The following is a 17,611-nucleotide window of genomic DNA, read 5'->3' as shown; positions in this document are numbered from 1 at the left end:
CATGATGCACGACGCCATGGGCAGTCTCCTGCTCCGCCGCATCAGCCACTGAGCAAATTTCTCAAACGGACTCTGAGATGCCGGGAGCGGAGGCCGTCCACCTCATCAGGTCAGTCCTCGCCGAACGCCTGTTCCGAGCAAACCGGCATTGGACGCCAAAGCAGGCTTTATCAACACGGATCTCCAGGAATCGCCATAACGTCGGATCACATGCCGCCCTACCGGGCCGCCTTCGGCCTGAGCGTGGCGCCTTCCGCGCGCGCGGCCTCATAGAAGATCGTGTCGGCTGAGGTGAGCTGTGCTAGTGCCTTCTGGATCTCAGGTGTCATCAGCTCTCGGTCCACCGGCTCAAAGTCACCGTCTTCCGCGGTCACGTCCGCCATTACGTTGTGCCGAGCCATCGGCTGGGGAGCGAGGCCGAGGCTTAATTGAATCGCGACGTAGTCCTCGTCGAATCTCTCCTGAAAGCCGACGAAGAAATAGGTGCGGAGTTGCCTCAGCGCGTGCTCGGCCAGTTCCTCCGGCGGCAGGCTCCCGTATGTTGAAGGAAGAGGGTAACTGTCCGCGGTCAGGAACGAGCGAACCAGCGCGTTGTCCACGTGATATCGGATGAAGAGCTCTTCGCTCTGCAGGAACTCAATGAGGCTGCGCTGCTTCGCCAAGACAGGACCGGGCTCTCCGAGCCGATCGACATAGTCGTCCGTCATCGAGCGCCAGAAATAGTACAATGACAAGATGCGGTCCTTCGGGTCGCGCAGAATGGTCACGACCCGCTTGGGCTCCGGCACGCGGGCGATGTCCGACGAGGTTATGTGGCCGGAGATGAAGCGCGCCTGCCGGATCTGATCGTCGGTTGCGCCGTCCCAGCTGTTGAAGTGGAGGAACTCCTCCGGCTGAAACATCTGGCAAAGGGCTGACTGCAGCGAGGTGCCGGCGGTCTTAGGGATGTGCTGGAAGACAAGACGCTCCTCGGGAGAGAATGGTACGGTAGGGCGCGGCAAAAATCTTACCTCTGACGCTGGAGCGGGCTCATATTGGGGGGCTGCGGTATTGGGGCCTGAGGCCGACTTAGTGCCTTAGTGTCACCATTTCCATGAATCAAGCGAAGCACGGCTCGGGGCGCGTCAGCCACGCCGCCACCGTTCTATCGGAAATGGGGACCGTTTCGGCCAAGGGTTGGGAAGCTAAACGAGCCCGACAGTGGCGACGAGCCGCTCGAAGTTGCCAACGAGGTAGTCGTGTGGCGCGGTCAGCCGCCGTGCCGCCTCCCGGACCGCCGCGGCTTGCCGAAATCCGGGATTGTCAGTGCCGAATACGAGCTTGCGCGCAATCCGGGGCTCCGCCAAGGCGTGATCGATCGCGTCGGTCACTGCTCGTAGATTGCTCTGTCGATCCACCCACCCGAAGATCTCTTGCGTGGCTGAAAAGTCCAGCCACACGTTCGGCATGAAACGCGCCATCTTGACGAACTGGAGAATGTCGTAGCCGCCCGCGTGGCAAAACAGGAACTGCGTCTGCGGGTGGTCGCGAGCCAGCGTCAGGTAGCTCTCCGGTGCCCAGTCAATCGCGTTCAGCGTGTCAATCAGAGCCAGCCTTCGAGGGTGCCGTTCCAAATCTACCGAGACCCAAGAAGGAGAATACCCTTCGCGGCGGGCGTGGTACTTGACGACAGGGTAGTCGAAACTGCGGTCGCTGCCGCGGTGGCTTACATAGGGCACACCGAAGAGGAGGCGCGAGCGGTCCTCCTGCGCGAGCACCTGCTGGTTCGAGAGCATGTAGGGGAGCCGAGGCTCGCCCTCTAGCGCGATCAGGAAGCCGCCGCGCTGGTGCTCGACAGCATGGGAGTGCGCGTCATGGAAGTCTGGAAGCGTCTCCGCCGGCATCTTATGACCGCACGCCGTCGTCGAGGGTGAGTGATGCAGCTTCGCCACGCATGGCACGTGCGTAGAGCCTCGCTTCGGCTGCCTGCACCGTCTCGATTCTCAAGTCGCTCGGCGGGCCGACAAGAATCTCGAACCCATAGCGCTCGTTGTCGGTGTCGATGTGGCCGAGCTTCGCTCCCTTCCGAAGACGTCGACGCTCGTGAGAAAGCGAACGGATGCTCTCCGGCAGATCCCCCACCAAATTCGCGTCATTCTCCGTCCAGATCCCCGGTGGGGGATCGTAGAAGAAGTACATCGACGACCGTTCCGAAGGCACCAGGCGCTCGGGCAGTGCTCCGCCGAGCAGAGCTTCTCGATACCGTGCGAGATACGCCCCCGGCTCCGATGACAGAACCGAGACGAGATGCGTCGCGATGAACCCGCTCGACCGTGCGGCTATTTCGACCGGCACAAGCCGCCCATCGTCGGCCTCGAGGACCTCGAAGTGACCGAGGCAGCTTTTCAGCCCGACGGCACGGTAGCAATCGGCGGCGAAGGCGGCGATCCGCTCCAGCTTGTCACCGGGTACGTCCGGCGGATTGTAGTGGAGCTTCACCGCGATACGGTTCTTGTAAGTGTACGCCGTATGATACTTCTTGGAAACGCCCCAGGCCTCCACGTTGCCGAGGTCGTCGCCGATCATCTCCACCGTGAACTCGGTCCCCTCAATATACTCTTCCGCAACCACCGGGTGGGCATCGCGGCCTCCGCGCGCCCTCTCGAAAACCGTGTTCCAGTCCGTGGCCGCGATCTCGCCCCTTTCGATTACCGTGATGCCGCGCGAACTCGACGACGTCGCCGGCTTTACGATGAGCTTTGCCGATAACTCTAGAGCGAACGCTGCCAGGGCGGCGGCCGTGTCGCAGGCGTGATACTTCTTGCCGATCAGTCCCGCTTTCGCCCAAGCGGCGTTCATCTCGATCTTGTTGCCGGATCGAGCGATCGCGTCGGGACTTGCGCGACGCAGGCCGGCAGCGGCGTTGACGCGCGCCGCCGTCTCTGCCGCCACGTCTGCCGATGTGTACGCGAGCAGGATCTCGCCCGGCAGATCGGACACGACCCTGGCGACCTCGTCTGCCGCCTTGATGTCGAGCCGGATGTGTCGGTCACAGGGGATCGCCGGCGTCTCGTTCCAGTCCACGACAGCGAGCTTCGCGCCCCAAGTCGCGGCGATGTTGCAGAAGCCGGCGTTAAGTTCGTTGCCGCCAAGCAGCACAATCCACTTTTCGCTCACCCGATCCCTCGTCTAGCGGCGCTGTCCCCGCCATGCGCCGGCGAAGAACTCGTAAAACGAATAGCCGTGGTAGATCACAAAGTGTGGCGTCATTCGCTTCAGGCAGGCGGCAGTGGCCGCCGGATCAATATTGGCGACATCGGGCTTGCGGTACTCGACAACGTCGGTGACAAAAGAGGCCGCAATGCCTTTCCTTGCCTTCGCGAAGAGACGCTCGAGCAAGCCGTGTATCCGCGCCGGGTCGTCCTCACCGTCGAGATCGGCGACGCTCCAGGACTTGTTGAGCGTCCCAAACGTCACGTACCAGTCCGCCGCGGGGAGCGCTTCAATGTGGCGAAAGGCGTCGAGCTCGACGACCTCGCATCCCGTCACCTCCCGTGCGCGGGAGGCGAACTGGGGGACCGCCTCGACACCGATATATGTGATGTCCTTTCCGGCCGCCTTCATGAAGGGCGCCAAGTCACCCGTGCCGCATCCGATGTCCACGATCACGTCGCGGGCCTCGATCGGCAACAGCGTCAGCGGCCGGAACCGCTCTTGCGATTTCCAGCGGGCCGTGTCGCCCCACATCGCCTCGTAGCCGAAGCCATACTGCGATATGCGGGCTTGGTAGAAGCGCAGAAGCTCCTTGTTCGTCGCCTGAGCCATCTCGGTCAGCTCCCACGCCTCTGAAAGAGAGGCAGGCCCTTGACCGCGAGTTGTCGCGAAAGTTCTGTGGAGTCGTACTTCGGCTCAATGAGCGCGGCGCGGATGCGGCGAAGCGCGTGCTCGATCTGCTCCTCGCTCTCGGTGCCCACGGAAACGCGCAGGAAGCGTTCGGTGCTCGCGCCATATGCAGCGCCAGGAACGACGGCGATCCTCTCCCTCAGGAGGAGCTGGATCGCCAGATCGAACCCGTCGTTGGGCGAGTCACCCAGAGAGACGAAGAAGTAGAACGTGCCGCCGCCCGGCAGGTAGTCGAGCCCGATGCTGTCCATCATCGCGGCGACGCGGTTCCGCTTCTCCACGAGCTTTCGGATCTGGGGCATCGTCACCTCGATGATGTCATCGAAGTACGACGCGACGTAATGGACAAGCATCGACGGAGCGCAAGTGATAAGGTGCTGGTTCAGCTTCAGTATGACGCTCGTGAAGCTAGGGTCGGCGATTGTGTAGCCGATCCGGAAGCCCGACATGCCGAGGTTCTTCGAGAGAGAGTTCACGACAATCACGCCGTCGAGGTCGGGGACCACCGAGGCAATCGACGAGAAATCCGCTTGTTCCTGAACGAAATCGCTGTAGGCCTCGTCGACGAGAAGGTAGGCACCCCGTTCTCGACAAGTTTCGTAGATCTGCCTCAATTCGTCGTGCGTGTAGATCCGCCCGGACGGGTTGTTGGGGTTATTGAGGACGAGAATCCTCGTGCGGCTCGTGAAGTGCTCATGAAAGCTGTCGATGGGCGCGTCATAGCGGATGAAGCGAGGTTCCGCATCGAGCAGGCGTACGTGCTCCTGGTAGCTGAGCCAGGCCGGTTCAGGAATCAAGACCTCGTCGCCGGGGTCGAGGATTGCCTGCAGTGCCATGAATATTGCAGGCTTCGATCCCGCCGTGACGAGCAGGTTCGTGTCAGCATCAACGGAAGACCCGTATCTGTCGTTGTAGAAGCGGGCGATCTTCTCGCGAAGCTCGGGTGCTCCCCGCGAGGAGGAGTAGTGAAAGCCCTTCTCCTTGTCGAGCTTGCTGAAGTCGAACAGGGGGAGGTCGAAAAACGCCTCGCCGAGGGACAATGTTGTGACGGTTTCACCCTGCCGCTTCATGTCGTAGACGAGTTGGTTGATGTAGATCGAGAGCGCCTCCTCGATCGAGCGGACGCGGTGGCTGAGTTGGAGTTCTGGCCAGTTCTTGTGGGAGTGTTGCGGCACGCTCATCATTCACTCGTTAGCTAGGCGGTTTCCAGGGTCAGGCCTGAGCAGTTTCGAGAACTGCCTCCCTCAGCGCCTCGGTCACGGTGTCAACTTCCTCGTCGGACATCTCCGGCCACAGCGGAAGGCTCAGCACTTCGCTGGCTAGTCTCTCGGAGAGAGACAGATCCTGCGCGAATGCTTGGTCAACATATGCGGTCTGACGATGGCAGGCGATCGGATAGTGGATGAGCGACGTGACGCCGCGGCTCCGGAGAGCTTCCTGGAGGGCATCACGGTTCGGGGATCGGATCACGTAGAGATGCCAAACGTGATCCTCGCCCGCCGGCTGCGGCAGGACAAGACCGGGCATCCCCTGCAGAGCCTCATTGTAGCGCGCCGCGATGGCGCGCCGCCGTTCGTTCTTCACGTCAAGATCTTCGAGCTTGATCTTCAGGAGGGCAGCCTGCAACTCATCGAGGCGCGAATTCGAGCCGATCATCTCGTGGAGATACTTCACGGTCGAGCCGTAGTTGCGCAGCATTCTGATGCGGGCTGCGAGCTTCGGATCGTTCGTGGTGACGGCACCGCCATCGCCCAGAGCGCCAAGGTTCTTCGTGGGGTAGAAACTGAACGCCGCTGCCGTGCCGAGGGATCCGCTGCGGCGACCCACGAGACGCGCTCCATGCGCTTGCGCCGCATCTTCGACGACGGCTATGCCCGCGGGGCGGGCGATCTCATTCAGGGCGTCCATGTCTGCCATGCGGCCGTAGAGGTGCACGGCTATGATCGCGCGGGTGCGGGGTGTGATTGCCGTGCGCACTCGCTCGGGATCGATCGTGTAGGTCGCCGGGTCCACTTCGACCGGCACGAGCTTGGCGCCGGCGTGATCGACGGCGAGCCACGTCGCAATGAACGTATGAGCGGGTACAATGACCTCGTCACTAGGGCCGAGGCCAAGCCCTTGCAGGATGAGCACCAGGGCGTCAAGACCACTTGCGACGCCAATCGCTTCCGAGGTGCCGCAATATGAGGCGAAGGCCTCCTCGAACGACGCAAGCTCACGCCCCATGACAAAGCTGGAGCTATCGAGGACGCGGGAAAAGGAGCGCTCCATGTCCGAGCGGCGTTCTCTGTGGAGCGCCTCGAGCGAGAAGAATGGGACGCTTCGCGCCGTGACGACCGTGTTGCTCATGACCTGCTGTTGCCTCTGATGTATTCGCAAAAATCGCCATATGTGCGAAGATAGTCGGCTTCGTCATACTTTGCGGATGCGAGAACCAGACACACAGCGCCGGATGAGAAGTTGTTGATATCGCGCCACACGCCGGGGCCAATCCAGAGGCCGGTGTTCGGGCGGTTCAGCGTGAACGTCTCCGTTTGTGCGCCGTTATCCAAGAGGACGTCAAAACTGCCGGCGATCGCAATGTAGACTTGCTGGAGAGACATGTGGGCATGACCTGCCCGCTCCGATCCGCTGGGGACGTCGTAGATGTAATAGACGCGATCGATATCGAACTCCACGTCGATCCCACCTTCGATCGGCGTCAAGTTGCCCCGATGATCCTCGATTTTGCGGAACTGGACCACCCTCCAGTTGCGGGCAAGGCGACCTGTTAGGTTCACTGTCTCCACCCGCTTGCGGCCTCGTGGGTTCGAGTGTCTGTACCACTACGTGTTAGGGCCCCACAAGATCCGTATTTCGCTGCGGCATCCTCGAGCCATCGCCGACGCTGGGTGACGGGGAACGAATGCCGCGTACAAGGTGGGGGTCGTAGCCTGCCAGAAGCTCCCCGACCAAGCTCAAGGGGGAAATGCGGGGAACCGCATGTCTGAAATGGACCTCGAGTTTGGGACCAGGGTCGTGGTTGGGACGATGTCGTTCCGTCGTGTTGGATGGACCGGACATGGTGAAGCGACCGAGCAGGCTGTTGAAGAAGTCTCGCGTCAGGCCGCTCTGAACCGCGCCGGGTTTTCCGGAGACCGATTGGCCTGAGAGGCCGTCTCGAAACCGGCGCGGGAGGTGGATAGCCGGGGCCCGAATGTGATTCCAAAGCGGTTGTCGAAGCCAGCTTGGAGAACGTCATGTGGACCCCGACCGCCCGGCGGCACCATAATCGCAGACGCCTTCGCCACGGAAGTGACCTGACCGACGCGGAATGGGCGAGCGTCGAGCCGTTCCTTCCGCCGCCGAGCCGCACCGGGCGGCCGCGCCGCTGGCCGATGCGCGAGATCGTCGATGCCATCTTCTACGTGCTGCGCTCGGGGTGCCCCTGGCACATGGTGCCGGACTGTTTCCCGCCGGCGAGCACGGTCTATCGCATGGTTCATGCGGCTGCGCGACGACGGCGTCTTCGCGACGATGAACCACCACCTCATGATGCGCGACCGCGAGCGAACCGGCCGTGAAGCGAGCCCCTCCGCGGCGGTGATCGACAGTCAGAGCGTCAAGACGACGGAGGCCGGCGGCCCTCGCGGCCACGACGCCGGCAAGAAGATCAAGGGCCGCAAACGGCACGCCATGGTCGATACCGATGGGCGCCCGCTCGTGCTGCAGGCCCACACAGCCGCGACCCAGGACCGCGATGGCGCGGTGCCTCTGCTGAAGGCCTCGCGGAGGTCCTTTCCGTTCGTCGAGCGTGCCTTTGCCGACAGCGCCTACGGCGGCGACCGCGTCGCGGACGCGACCTCCATCACCATCGAGATCGTGCGCAAGCATCCCGAGCAGGTCGGCTTCGCCGTGCATCCGCGGCGCTGGGTGGTCGAACGCCTGTTCGCCTGGCTCAACCGCAACCGCCGGCTCGCGAAGGATTTCGAGGCGTCGATCGCCTCGGCAGAAGCCTTCCTCCACGCCGCCTCCGTCATGCTCCTCGCACGAAGGCTGGCCCGGGCATCATGAGTTTCGAGACCGACTCTCATGGGCATCAGGCAGATGGACGTGTCCGTAGTCTCCGAGGTCGTGCGTGGCGTGCGTGGCTCGCTCGAAGTGGCCTTCGTTCTCGACAACACCGGCTCGATGGAAGGCAGCAAGCTCGACACCTTGGAAAAGGTGTCGGGGAAGATCGTGAGCGAGGTGAAGTCGACCTACGTGAATGTCGGTCTTTCGCGGCGCAACGAGCCGTGCATCGACGTGCCGGCCGACTATAGCAACACGAAACATGTCTGCTCGAACAAGCGAGACGTCATCTCCCGAAGCAACTGCAGGACGGTGACGAAGGCCTGCTACAACGACGGCGTTCCCTACAGCTGACAGCGGCAGGAATGCGACATCGTCTACGGCGAGCCCTACGAGGTCTGCGAGTACCGGACCTCCAACTACGTGTGGAGGCGATGTGTCGGGTCGCGGACCTACCCGCTGAACGTCGAGGACCGCAACCATGACCGCCGGATCCCGGGCCTCCTCAACGAAACTTGTGCGGCCGAAATCCTGCCGCTGACAGCCGACACGTCCACGATCAGGACCGCCATCACGAAGATGAAGGCGATCGGCAACACCTACATTCCCGGCGGCCTGATCTGGGGGTGGCGCATGCTCTCGCTGGGCGCGCCCTTCGCGGAAGGCAAGCCATATGACGTCAAGAACCAGAACCCCCGCAAGATCATCGTGCTGCTGACCGACGGCGCAAACACGCTCAAGCCGAACTTTCCCTATCACTCGGCGAACAACGACGTGTCGGCTTCGAACGGCTATGTCACCGAGATCTGCAACAACGTGAAGGCGGCGGACATCGAGGTGTTCACCGTTGCGTTCGACGTGACGGATCCCGGGATCAAGGGGATCCTCCAGGGTCGCGCGACGAGCGCGGGGCACTACTTCGACGCTGGAAACGAACGGGCGCTCGAGGATGCCTTCAACCAGATGGCGGCATCGTTCCTCGACCGCCGCATCGCGCGCTAGGAGCGGCAGATTGCAGTTGGAGTTGGATTCCAGCCTTCTGCGGCCCTAACCCCGGAGAAGGTCAGAGGGTCACTGGAGGATGCCGCGGCCTTTCGGAACAGAGTGCGGATTGGCTCGTTGTGGTGCACCGGGGGCCACTCAACCGGAAGGACTTGAACAATGAAGAACGTAGCCATCTCCACCGCCCTGGCGCTCGCTCTTGCGTCCACCGCTCCTGCCTTCGCGCAGAACACCAACATCGACGCGGGCGGAGGAAAGGGTCTCGTCGTGGTAGATATCAGCAACATCAAGGCTGAGATCGCCGAGGAGATCGACGTCAACGTTGAGGACCTTGCCGACATCAATTCGGTGCAGGTGCCGGTCAACGCCGCCGCGAACGTCTGCAACCTCGACGTCAACGCCATCGCCAGCAGCAACGACCAGGGCACCAAGTCGTGCGAGGCCGAGAACACGAGCGACGCGGTCAACCAGGCGGTACAGCAGCAGCTCGGCTGATCCTACTCGGAGTATAGCGGGACCAGCACAAGGGGACCGCTGAGACGTTGCACCGGCTGCCATCGGCAGCCGGTGCTTTCGGTTCTCGGCCCAGCGCCCGCCGACCACGGAAGTGCAGGCCCACATGCAGCGGCCTCTCGTCCCTCTGACCTTGCCCCTGGATCAGGGCCGCATGCAGCTGGAATCCTCCGATTGGTGGAACGCAGGCATGGCCGGCGCGGTGATCGCCAGGAACTCCCTTGGTGACCTGTAGCCGAGCGCCGAGTGCGGGCGCACGGTGTTGTAGTGTCGACGTTCTTCTCGCGGCACTTCTTGCCGCGTTCCCAGCCGGTCGCCCGGCGTGGCCGGTGATTTCCTGAACCTCATCGCCCAGGGGACTTCACCCGCGAGCCGCGGCAGTGTAGGAGGCGCAATTAGGCGTAACAGCCTCCGGTCGCAGCCTACCCGGTCAAAACAAGGACAGCAGGATCACCGCGTTCGGCGCGGCAGGCTCACCGGAGGCCTTGGAGAAGGCACTCCAGATTGTCTCAAGACGACATCTATTCTGGCCTTGCCCAGCTGGGGGAAAAGACGGCCATTCCGGCGAACCCCGAGGGAGCGGTACTCGAGCGCGTCCCGAACCCGCAAGCGGGGACGCGGTACGCCGTGCGGTTCACGGCCCCGGAGTTCACGTCCCTCTGCCCGATCACGGGACAGCCGGACTTCGCCCATCTCGTAATCGACTACGTTCCGGGCGACTGGCTCGTCGAAAGCAAGTCTTTGAAGCTTTATCTGATGTCCTTCCGCAACCACGGCGCTTTTCACGAGGACTGCACCGTGTCGATCGGACGCCGACTTGCCGAGCTTCTGGCGCCGCAATGGCTGCGCGTCGGCGGCTACTGGTATCCGCGCGGGGGCATTCCGATCGACGTCTTCTTTCAGACCGGCCGCGCTCCGGGGGATGTCTGGATACCCGATCAGGGCGTGCCGCCCTATCGCGGGCGGGGTTGACGAAAGTGGATAGACTGACCGTACGGCGGGCCGAGGGCTTCGCCTATCTTGCACTCTTCGCCGCCTGCATTCCGCTGGCGAACTGGCTAATCGAAAACGTCGGCACGTTCTGCGCGCCCGACGGCCCCTGTGTGCTCGCGGTCTGGCCCGGGATCTCGGCGCCAAGTGGTGTTCTCGCGATCGGCGCCGCGCTGGTCCTGAGAGATCTGGTGCAGCGCCGGCTGGGCGTGAATTGGGCGTTCGCGGCCATTGCAGTCGGTGCACTCCTCTCCGGGCTGCTGGCTGCGCCTGCGCTCGTGTTGGCTTCCGTGGCGGCCTTCGTGCTGTCGGAGACTGCCGACCTTGCCGTCTTCACTCCGCTCCAGCGGCGTGGCCTCGTTCTGGCGGTGGCTGCGAGCGGCGTGGTCGGCATCCTGATCGACAGCATGCTGTTTCTCTGGCTGGCCTTCGGCAGCATGGAGTTCCTGTGGGGGCAGGTAATCGGAAAGGCATGGGCTCTCGTTGCAGCCTTGCCCTTCGTCCACATCCTTCGATTGCGCGACCGACGTCTTGGGGTGGTGCCGGCATGAGCGAACGCTGTTTCCATCGAGATCTGGATTTCGTTCAAGTCCACAAAAGCATTCTTGTCGTCGAGCCGGCAAAGGCCTGAGAGGCCGTCTCGAAACTGGCGCGGGAGGTGGATAGCCGGGGCCCGCGAATGTGATTCCAAAGCGGTTGTCGAAGCCAGCTTGGAGAACGTCATGTGGACCCCGACCGCCCGGCGGCACCATAATCGCAGACGCCTTCGCCACGGAAGTGACCTGACCGACGCGGAATGGGCGATCGTCGAGCCGTTCCTTCCGCCGCCGAGCCGCACCGGGCGGCCGCGCCGCTGGCCGATGCGCGAGATCGTCGATGCCATCTTCTACGTGCTGCGCTCGGGGTGCCCCTGGCACATGGTGCCGGACTGTTTCCCGCCGGCGAGCACGGTCTATCGCATGGTTCATGCGGCTGCGCGACGACGGTGTCTTCGCGACGATGAACCACCACCTCATGATGCGCGACCGCGAGCGAACCGGCCGTGAAGCGAGCCCCTCCGCGGCGGTGATCGACAGTCAGAGCGTCAAGACGACGGAGGCCGGCGGCCCTCGCGGCCACGACGCCGGCAAGAAGATCAAGGGCCGCAAACGGCACGCCATGGTCGATACCGCCGCCTCCGTCATACTCCTCGCACGAAGGCTGGCCCGGGCATCATGAGTTTCGAGACCGACTCTTAGGCTGTAGGATGAGTGCCGCGCCCGCCGGAGTCTTACGCTGCGTTAATGGCATCTACGGCATCCCGCGACTGGGGAGCCGCGCCTCGCCGCTCATGTTGCGGATGCCAGGATGCGCAGCTAGAGTTGCCCGCATTCAAGAGGAGACGGTCCGAGCATGAACTTCGAGCCCATTTTCGTCGGCGGTTGTCAGCGTAGCGGAACGACGGTCCTACATGCCCTTACATGCACCTCGCCTCGGACGAACGACTTTCTGAATGAGTGCAGTTACTTTATGTTCCTGTATCGGGCGTATGTTCAGGGCGAGAAGTTCTTTGACCACCATAGCAAGTTCTATTTCCGCGACCGGGAGCATATGAAACAGAGTCACTCGGTCATACTACGGAATGAACTTGAAAGAACATGGGATTGGCTGGGTCGGCCGGAAATATTGGCGCTGAAGAGCCCAGCTTTGACCGGCGGGTTTCCACTCCTCGGTGAGATGATTCCGGGAGCCCGGTTTATTGTCTCCGTTCGCGACCCGCGCGACGTCGTCGCTTCTCGGCTCGACGTGGAGCGCAAGCAGAACGCGGGCAAGCCGATCAACGTAGACAAAATTGTCCGCGACCAGTGCGAGGAATACCGGCGCGATTTCGAGAGCCTCATAGAGGGGCAGCTCGGGGAGCGGCTGTGCGTGATTCAGTACGAGCAGATGGTCGCGAAGGACCTCTCGCCGCTGCATCGCTTCGGACTCACGGACATCGATCCGGGCAAGCTCTGGGAGAGCAAGATACATCAGATGGGGAAAAGCGGCGGGGGCGCCTACATCACTCCCCTCTACGGTGGCGAGCTCTCGCCGGCATCCGTGGGTCGCTACCAGGAGGTTCTCGACAAGGAGAAACAAGCTCTCGTGTTAGAGCTTTGCGGGGATGTGGCAGACAAGGTGCGCGCCTTGGCTGCCTGAACGAGTTCTATCAACGGCGGAGCACATTCCGGCCACCGGGCTCAGTACAAGCAAGCCAAGGGCGGTAGCGGGTGCAACGCGCGAAGGGGCTCAATCAGGCTCCTTCGTGCGTCGGCGACCTGTACCGAGGATCAGATGTCAAGGATGTCGCCGGTCAGCTTGGTCGACGCTTCGGCGGCGTCCAGATCTCGCTCGGCCTCGTCTTCCGAACAGCTGCGACTGGCTCACTCGTCATCGGACAGCTCCTTGAGGGCCGGGGGATCTCGCCCTCGATCTCGGTCACATCCTGTGGCGTAAGGTGAGCGAGCGCTTCGCGGTTTCGCGCGAAGGAAGAGCGAGGAGCTCTAATCTCACTTGCCGGATGACCCTTGAGTATCCGTGTTGATCAAGCGATTTCCGGTGACCAGTGCCGGTTTGCCCTGAGCAGGGCGTTGGCGAGGACGAGGAGCTTGCGCATCACGGCGGTGATGGCTGGCTTTGCCGGTTTTCCGCGTGCGACGAGGCGGTCGTAGGAGGCCTTCATATTGGGGTTGAAGCCGCAAATCTGGCCCCCTGACGCCGCCGGCCTGCGCCCGGCACCGAGCTTCGTCCCGGAGGAGGGCGGATTTCGGGCACCGGCCGATCTGGCGGACAACGGCTGGACCACCCCGCTTCGATCAACTCACCACGCGTCTACCGGGCGAATGGATCTCCGGCACCAGGTCGCAGGCGGCGAGCGGCCCCGCCATCGCTCGCCTCTCGGCGTCGAAGGCAGTCCCCCAGCCTCGGTGGGCGCACGATCACGAATGACCGTGCTCATCGGCGGGCACCCTCCCGGTCTCCCTGTCGCCCCTTCGCCGGCCTCTTCGGCCCTTCCCGACCCTGCTGAACGCTCGAGGGTCGCGAGGTTCGTCGATGTGGTTGCGAGGGGCCGCCGTGGCCTTTTCCGCGGGCTCGAGAAAGCCCACCCGCCAGGGCGAGGCGAGCCTTCCTGCAGAAGGCGATGCCGCGCAGGGCGATGGCGATGAGAGCCAGGATAGCGGGCACGACAAGGCCGAGGGTCACCTGCGCGACCAAGACACCCGTGACTGCTGCGACGGCGACTTTCGCCACCCCAACGGGGAGAGGAACGAGCTCCCCCTGGAGCAGGATCATAGCGAGCTGCTGACATGGGCTCCGCGGGGCCTCACCAGCGCCGTGCCGGGGGCAGGAGACATCACCATGCGCACCAGCCGCCATCGACGGGGATGGTCACGCCGGTGACCGCGTCCGAGGCCGGAGACGCGAGGTAAATCACCGTGCCGACGATGTCGGCGGGCTTGTAGAAGTCCACCCTGCTGGGCGTGCGCTCGCGCAAGAAGGCGCGGTGGGCGTCTCCCTTCGGGTTGTCGAACTCGAACACGTTGTTGATGGGCGTCTCGACAGGCCCCGGCGCGACGGCGTTGACGGTGATGCCGTAGGGCGCCAGCTCGCAGGCCACCGCCTTGGTCAGGTTCACGATCCCGCCCTTGGAGGCGCAATAGGCAGGGCAGTTGAGGAACCCTCCGAGGCCGGCGATCGACGTCATGTTGATGATCTTGCCGTATCGCCGCTCACGCATCAGGGGAGCCAGCGCCCTGATGCAGAAGAACAGGCCCTTCAGATTGATGTCGAGGCCGCGGTCCCAGATCTCCTCCGTCGTGTCGTCGATGGACACGACATCGAATATCCCCGCGCTGTTGACGAGGATATCCACGGCGCCGAAATGCTCGATCGAGATCTTCGCCATCGCCTCGATCATGTCGACGCGGGAGATGTCGACTTGAATGGCGATGGCCTCGCTTCCGCCGGCTCGGATCGAATCCGCGACGCTCCCGGCCGTCTTCGCGTTGATGTCGGCGACGATGATGCGGCAGCCCTGCGCTGCCAGCTCCCTCGCGAAAGCCTCGCCGAGCCCTTGGCCACCGCCGGTTACGAGAGCGACCCTACCATCAAGCATGATAGCCTCAGCATTCCGGGATGACTGGCCGAACGAGGGTGTTCAGTATATTCTTACCTACCCCAATGCTGTCAACGCGACCCCTCCATCCTCCTGCGGAGGAGGATGAGGCCGCCTGGATCCCGCGGCGAGGAAGAGCGATGTACGAGACCATAGTGAAGGGTGCCACGGTGGTCACCGCAGCGGACACGTTCCAGGCCGATATCGGGATCGCCCAAGGCCGCATTGCCGCCCTGGGTCGCGATCTGCGGGACGCGGCCGAGGTGATCGAAGCCGATGGCCTTCTCGCCCTTCCAGGCGGCATCGACAGCCACGTGCACATCGCGCAGCCTTCCGGCGACGGCGTCGTCATGGCGGACGACTTCGCAAGCGGCACGCGCTCCGCCGCTTGCGGCGGCAACACCACCATCCTGCCGTTCTGCCTCCAGCAGCGCGGTCAGCGGTTGAGGGAGGCTCTCGACGACTATCATGCGCTGGCAGCCGGCCAGTGCCATGTCGATGTCGGCTTCCACCTGATCCTCGCGGATCCCACACCGCATGTGCTCGGCCAGGAGCTGCCTGCCCTCGTTGCCGAGGGATACACGTCGCTGAAGCTCTTCATGACGTACGAGGGCCTTGCGTTGAGCGACCGGCAGATCCTCGACACGATGGACGTCGCGCGCGAGACGGGTGCGCTCGTCATGGTCCATGCCGAGAACGAGGACGCCATCCGCTTCCTCTGGGACAAGGCGGAGCGTCATGGGGAGACGGCCCCCAAGTATCATGCCGCGACCCGCCCGGTACCGGTCGAGCGGGAAGCGACACACCGGGCGATCTCGCTGGCCGAGATCGCCGGAGTGCCGCTCATGGTCGTTCACGTCTCGAACCGGGAGGCGATGGAGGAGATCGACCGCGCCCGACGGCGAGGGCTGAAGGTCTTCGGCGAGACCTGCCCGCAATATCTGATGCTGACGGCAGAAGACCTCGATCTGGAGGGGATGGAGGGCGCGCGGTTCGTCTGCTCGCCGCCGCCCCGGGACCGGGCCAGCCAGGCCGCCTGCTGGGAGGGGCTGGAGACGGGGATCTTCGACGTCTTCTCGTCGGACCATTGCCCATTCCGGTGGGAGGACACCGCGGGCAAGCAACATCCCAAGGGCAGGCAGAGCTTTCGATGGATACCGAACGGCATTCCGGGCGTCGAGACGCGCCTCCCGATCCTGTTCTCTGAAGGTGTTCGCAAGGGTCGGATCAGCGTCAACCGCTTCGTGGCCCTCACGGCAACGAACCATGCCAGGCTCTACGGGCTCTATCCTCGCAAGGGCACGCTGGCGGTGGGATCGGACGCGGACATCACGCTGTGGGACCCGGAGCGACGCTGCAGGATCAGCCAGAGCCGCCTGCACCATGGTGCCGACTATACGCCCTATGAGGGGCTGGAGGTCGAAGGGTGGCCGGTGCGCACCATGGTGCGCGGCGTCACGGTGGCGCTGGAGGGGGAGATCGTGGGCCCCAGTGGTCATGGACGCTATCTGCGACGCCACCCCGGCCGGCTCGGCGGGTGACCCGCTTCGAGTGCGGGAAGCCCCTAGCTGTCCTGGGCGCGCGGCACCACACCGTGATCGCCTGTCAGACCGATCAGGGGCCGAACGGCGATGATCGTGTCGACCATGCGCCGCGCATGGCGATCGTTCAGATCCGGCCGCTTATCGAGGAAATGGACCGAGATCCAGCCTGCGAGCGAGCCGGCTTCGTCGACCAGCGGCCCCAGCATCTGCGCACGCACCTTGTACGCCTTCACCAGGGCGGGCGGAGCTTCCGGAACGGCATTCTCGAGATCCTGCTGAACGAGAACCTGCCGATGCTCGTCGAGCCAAGCGACGGTCGCGGCCGCCCGCTGGTTTATCGACCCTTCCTGCGACAAGGATGCGATACCGTTCCTCAGGATTTCCAGGCAGGGAAGCTGCACCGACCACCCGCGGCTCGGGTCGTCGACGCGCAGCGTACACCTATCTCCGTCCACGGCGTCGACGAGATCCGACAGGGCTTCCCGCACTCTGGTGAGATCGTCCACTTCATCCTCCGCATATCAGGCGATTTCGCGAGACCGACTGCCCCGCATGATGGAAAGTCTCGCGGCACCACCCCTGCCGCAACGCCGATTCTGAACTCCGATCGGATGACGAGCCGATCTCTCCGGGAGGTTCGCCGCCTCGCGCCACCGCGCCAGTCCCCGCCGCCCTTCCCCTGAAGGCCGGTATCCGCTCGGGAGGCGCACATTCTTCCGAGACCTCCCCCGCCACCCAGGTGAGACCGGCCATGCGCGCGACGGCAGCGCGGCGGCGGCGGCGGCGGCACCACACAGCGGGGGTCCCGCCGGCACCTTCGCCTCTCCGAGAGCCTGCCCGCGGCGCAGGCTAAAGCACTTTCCCATCAGAACGCATCATAGCCGGCGGCCGCGAAGTAGTTGCGGCACTCGGTGGGGGTGAAGCGGTCGATGGCTTCGGCAACGGCATCCCAGAGTTCGGTGACGGTCCGCTTGGCGGCACCGTTCAGCAGCGCCTTGAGCTTGGCGAAGGCCATCTCGATCGGGTCGAAGTCGGGGCTGTAGGGCGGGAGGTAGCGGACGGTCGCGCCTGCCGCCTCGATCGCCTCCCGGATGCCGGCGACCTTGTGGGCAGGCAGGTTGTCCATCACGACGACGTCGCCGGGCTTGAGCGTCGGAGCGAGGACCTGCTCCACATATGCCTTGAAGGCAGGGCCGCCCATCGGGCCGTCGAGCAGCATCGGCGCCGTGAGGCCGCCGAGACGGAGGCCGGCAGTGAAGGTCGTGGTCTTCCAGTGCCCGTGAGGCACTGCGGCGCGGCAGCGCTCGCCTTTCGGAGCGCGGCCATAGCGGCGGGCCATCTTGGTCGAGGCGGCGGTCTCGTCGATGAAGACGAGGCGCTCCGGGTCGAGGTCGAGCTGGGCCTCGAACCAGGCCTGCCGCCGCTTCAGGAGCTTCGGGCGCTCCTGCTCGGCAGCGTGCGCCGTCTTTTTTTGCGCGTCACCTTGTGGCGGTCG

At 63.8% G+C, this 17,611-nt stretch carries 18 protein-coding genes and 3 pseudogenes; 9 read left to right on the top strand and 12 right to left on the bottom strand.

Annotation, left to right across the window (positions count from 1 at the left end):
- Nucleotides 1-218: 218 nt before the first annotated feature.
- The 7 genes from N177_RS09295 to N177_RS09265 form a co-directional block, all read right to left on the bottom strand.
- On the bottom strand, nt 219-1,001 hold the full coding sequence (locus N177_RS09295) for a sulfotransferase family 2 domain-containing protein (protein ID WP_040485507.1): 783 nt from the start codon (nt 999-1,001) through the stop codon (nt 219-221).
- A gap of 183 nt (nt 1,002-1,184) precedes the next feature.
- Nucleotides 1,185-1,883 (bottom strand): amidohydrolase family protein, encoded by a 699-nt coding sequence (locus tag N177_RS09290; RefSeq protein WP_023432054.1) that lies wholly within the window; start codon nt 1,881-1,883, stop codon nt 1,185-1,187.
- 1 nt (nt 1,884) lies between these two features.
- Nucleotides 1,885-3,156 (bottom strand): ATP-grasp domain-containing protein, encoded by a 1,272-nt coding sequence (locus N177_RS09285; protein WP_023432053.1) that lies wholly within the window; start codon nt 3,154-3,156, stop codon nt 1,885-1,887.
- Nucleotides 3,157-3,168: 12 nt separating this feature from the next.
- The gene (locus N177_RS20575; protein ID WP_023432052.1) at nt 3,169-3,804 is read right to left on the bottom strand and encodes a class I SAM-dependent methyltransferase; all 636 of its coding nucleotides are present in this window, start codon (nt 3,802-3,804) and stop codon (nt 3,169-3,171) included.
- A gap of 5 nt (nt 3,805-3,809) precedes the next feature.
- Nucleotides 3,810-5,063, bottom strand: coding sequence for a pyridoxal phosphate-dependent aminotransferase (locus N177_RS09275; protein ID WP_210163430.1), 1,254 nt, complete (start codon nt 5,061-5,063; stop codon nt 3,810-3,812).
- Between the two features lie 31 nt (nt 5,064-5,094).
- Nucleotides 5,095-6,231, bottom strand: a complete 1,137-nt coding sequence (locus N177_RS09270; protein ID WP_023432050.1) for a DegT/DnrJ/EryC1/StrS family aminotransferase — start codon at nt 6,229-6,231, stop codon at nt 5,095-5,097.
- Nucleotides 6,228-6,671 carry a sugar 3,4-ketoisomerase gene (locus N177_RS09265; protein ID WP_244444259.1) on the bottom strand — a complete coding sequence of 148 codons (444 nt, stop codon included), beginning with the start codon at nt 6,669-6,671 and terminating at the stop codon, nt 6,228-6,230. Before N177_RS09265 ends, N177_RS09270 begins: the two co-directional genes overlap by 4 nt.
- A 450-nt stretch (nt 6,672-7,121) precedes the next feature.
- Here N177_RS09265 and N177_RS09260 point away from each other — a divergent pair.
- From N177_RS09260 to N177_RS09245, 4 genes are all read left to right on the top strand, one after another.
- A protein-coding gene (locus N177_RS09260) for an IS5 family transposase (RefSeq protein ID WP_152527883.1) occupies nt 7,122-7,935 on the top strand; the annotation gives its coding sequence in 2 pieces (ribosomal slippage) (nt 7,122-7,358 and nt 7,360-7,935; 813 coding nt in all).
- Between the two features lie 18 nt (nt 7,936-7,953).
- On the top strand, nt 7,954-8,286 hold the full coding sequence (locus N177_RS09255) for a hypothetical protein (protein WP_023432047.1): 333 nt from the start codon (nt 7,954-7,956) through the stop codon (nt 8,284-8,286).
- A gap of 69 nt (nt 8,287-8,355) precedes the next feature.
- Complete coding sequence (locus N177_RS09250; protein WP_023432046.1) at nt 8,356-8,934, top strand: vWA domain-containing protein; 579 nt, start codon at nt 8,356-8,358, stop codon at nt 8,932-8,934.
- Nucleotides 8,935-9,093: 159 nt separating this feature from the next.
- On the top strand, nt 9,094-9,429 hold the full coding sequence (locus N177_RS09245; protein WP_023432045.1) for a hypothetical protein: 336 nt from the start codon (nt 9,094-9,096) through the stop codon (nt 9,427-9,429).
- Nucleotides 9,430-9,591: 162 nt separating this feature from the next.
- Here N177_RS09245 and N177_RS22375 read toward each other — a convergent pair whose 3' ends face one another.
- The gene (locus tag N177_RS22375) at nt 9,592-9,795 is read right to left on the bottom strand and encodes an integrase core domain-containing protein (RefSeq protein ID WP_081718458.1); all 204 of its coding nucleotides are present in this window, start codon (nt 9,793-9,795) and stop codon (nt 9,592-9,594) included.
- Nucleotides 9,796-9,951: 156 nt separating this feature from the next.
- On the opposite strand from N177_RS22375, the gene queF reads away from it, so the two are divergent.
- From queF to N177_RS09225, 4 genes and pseudogenes are all read left to right on the top strand, one after another.
- Nucleotides 9,952-10,419, top strand: coding sequence for a preQ(1) synthase (queF, locus tag N177_RS09240; protein ID WP_040485505.1), 468 nt, complete (start codon nt 9,952-9,954; stop codon nt 10,417-10,419).
- Between the two features lie 5 nt (nt 10,420-10,424).
- A complete protein-coding gene (locus N177_RS09235; protein WP_023432042.1) occupies nt 10,425-10,988 on the top strand; it encodes a VUT family protein in 564 nt (187 codons plus the stop codon).
- A gap of 171 nt (nt 10,989-11,159) precedes the next feature.
- Nucleotides 11,160-11,622, top strand: a pseudogene (locus N177_RS22020) (IS5 family transposase); the annotation flags it as partial.
- Nucleotides 11,623-11,829: 207 nt separating this feature from the next.
- Nucleotides 11,830-12,615, top strand: a complete 786-nt coding sequence (locus N177_RS09225; protein ID WP_040485503.1) for a sulfotransferase family protein — start codon at nt 11,830-11,832, stop codon at nt 12,613-12,615.
- A 385-nt stretch (nt 12,616-13,000) separates the two neighbouring features.
- Here N177_RS09225 and N177_RS22015 read toward each other — a convergent pair.
- Both N177_RS22015 and N177_RS09215 read right to left on the bottom strand, forming a co-directional pair.
- Nucleotides 13,001-13,117: pseudogene (locus N177_RS22015) on the bottom strand (IS110 family transposase); the annotation flags it as partial.
- Between the two features lie 693 nt (nt 13,118-13,810).
- Complete coding sequence (locus tag N177_RS09215; protein ID WP_023432037.1) at nt 13,811-14,572, bottom strand: SDR family NAD(P)-dependent oxidoreductase; 762 nt, start codon at nt 14,570-14,572, stop codon at nt 13,811-13,813.
- 140 nt (nt 14,573-14,712) lie between these two features.
- Between N177_RS09215 and hydA the strand changes: the two genes are divergently transcribed.
- Nucleotides 14,713-16,113, top strand: a complete 1,401-nt coding sequence (gene hydA, locus N177_RS09210) for a dihydropyrimidinase (RefSeq protein WP_023432036.1) — start codon at nt 14,713-14,715, stop codon at nt 16,111-16,113.
- Between the two features lie 23 nt (nt 16,114-16,136).
- Here hydA and N177_RS09205 read toward each other — a convergent pair whose 3' ends face one another.
- Together N177_RS09205 and N177_RS09200 are read right to left on the bottom strand one after the other, a co-directional pair.
- Nucleotides 16,137-16,622: a hypothetical protein gene (locus N177_RS09205; protein WP_023432035.1), complete on the bottom strand. Its 486-nt coding sequence runs from the start codon at nt 16,620-16,622 to the stop codon at nt 16,137-16,139.
- A 359-nt stretch (nt 16,623-16,981) separates the two neighbouring features.
- Nucleotides 16,982-17,611 (bottom strand): annotated as a pseudogene (locus tag N177_RS09200) (IS630 family transposase); the annotation flags it as partial.

It is taken from the genome of Lutibaculum baratangense AMV1, from assembly GCF_000496075.1.
GTDB lineage: Bacteria > Pseudomonadota > Alphaproteobacteria > Rhizobiales > Tepidamorphaceae > Lutibaculum > Lutibaculum baratangense.
The sequence above is the reverse complement of the archived record's forward strand: the minus strand, read 5'-3'. Positions and strand labels throughout refer to the sequence as shown.

Coding starts and splice junctions, on each gene's coding strand:
- N177_RS09290 (WP_023432054.1), bottom strand. CDS start 1,883: ATGCCGGCGGAGACGCTTCCAGACTTCCATGACGCGCACTCCCATGCT.
- N177_RS20575 (WP_023432052.1), bottom strand. CDS start 3,804: ATGGCTCAGGCGACGAACAAGGAGCTTCTGCGCTTCTACCAAGCCCGC.
- N177_RS09275 (WP_210163430.1), bottom strand. CDS start 5,063: ATGAGCGTGCCGCAACACTCCCACAAGAACTGGCCAGAACTCCAACTC.
- N177_RS09270 (WP_023432050.1), bottom strand. CDS start 6,231: ATGAGCAACACGGTCGTCACGGCGCGAAGCGTCCCATTCTTCTCGCTC.
- N177_RS09255 (WP_023432047.1), top strand. CDS start 7,954: ATGGGCATCAGGCAGATGGACGTGTCCGTAGTCTCCGAGGTCGTGCGT.
- N177_RS09245 (WP_023432045.1), top strand. CDS start 9,094: ATGAAGAACGTAGCCATCTCCACCGCCCTGGCGCTCGCTCTTGCGTCC.
- N177_RS22375 (WP_081718458.1), bottom strand. CDS start 9,795: ATGAGGTTCAGGAAATCACCGGCCACGCCGGGCGACCGGCTGGGAACG.
- N177_RS09225 (WP_040485503.1), top strand. CDS start 11,830: ATGAACTTCGAGCCCATTTTCGTCGGCGGTTGTCAGCGTAGCGGAACG.
- N177_RS09215 (WP_023432037.1), bottom strand. CDS start 14,572: ATGCTTGATGGTAGGGTCGCTCTCGTAACCGGCGGTGGCCAAGGGCTC.
- hydA (WP_023432036.1), top strand. CDS start 14,713: ATGTACGAGACCATAGTGAAGGGTGCCACGGTGGTCACCGCAGCGGAC.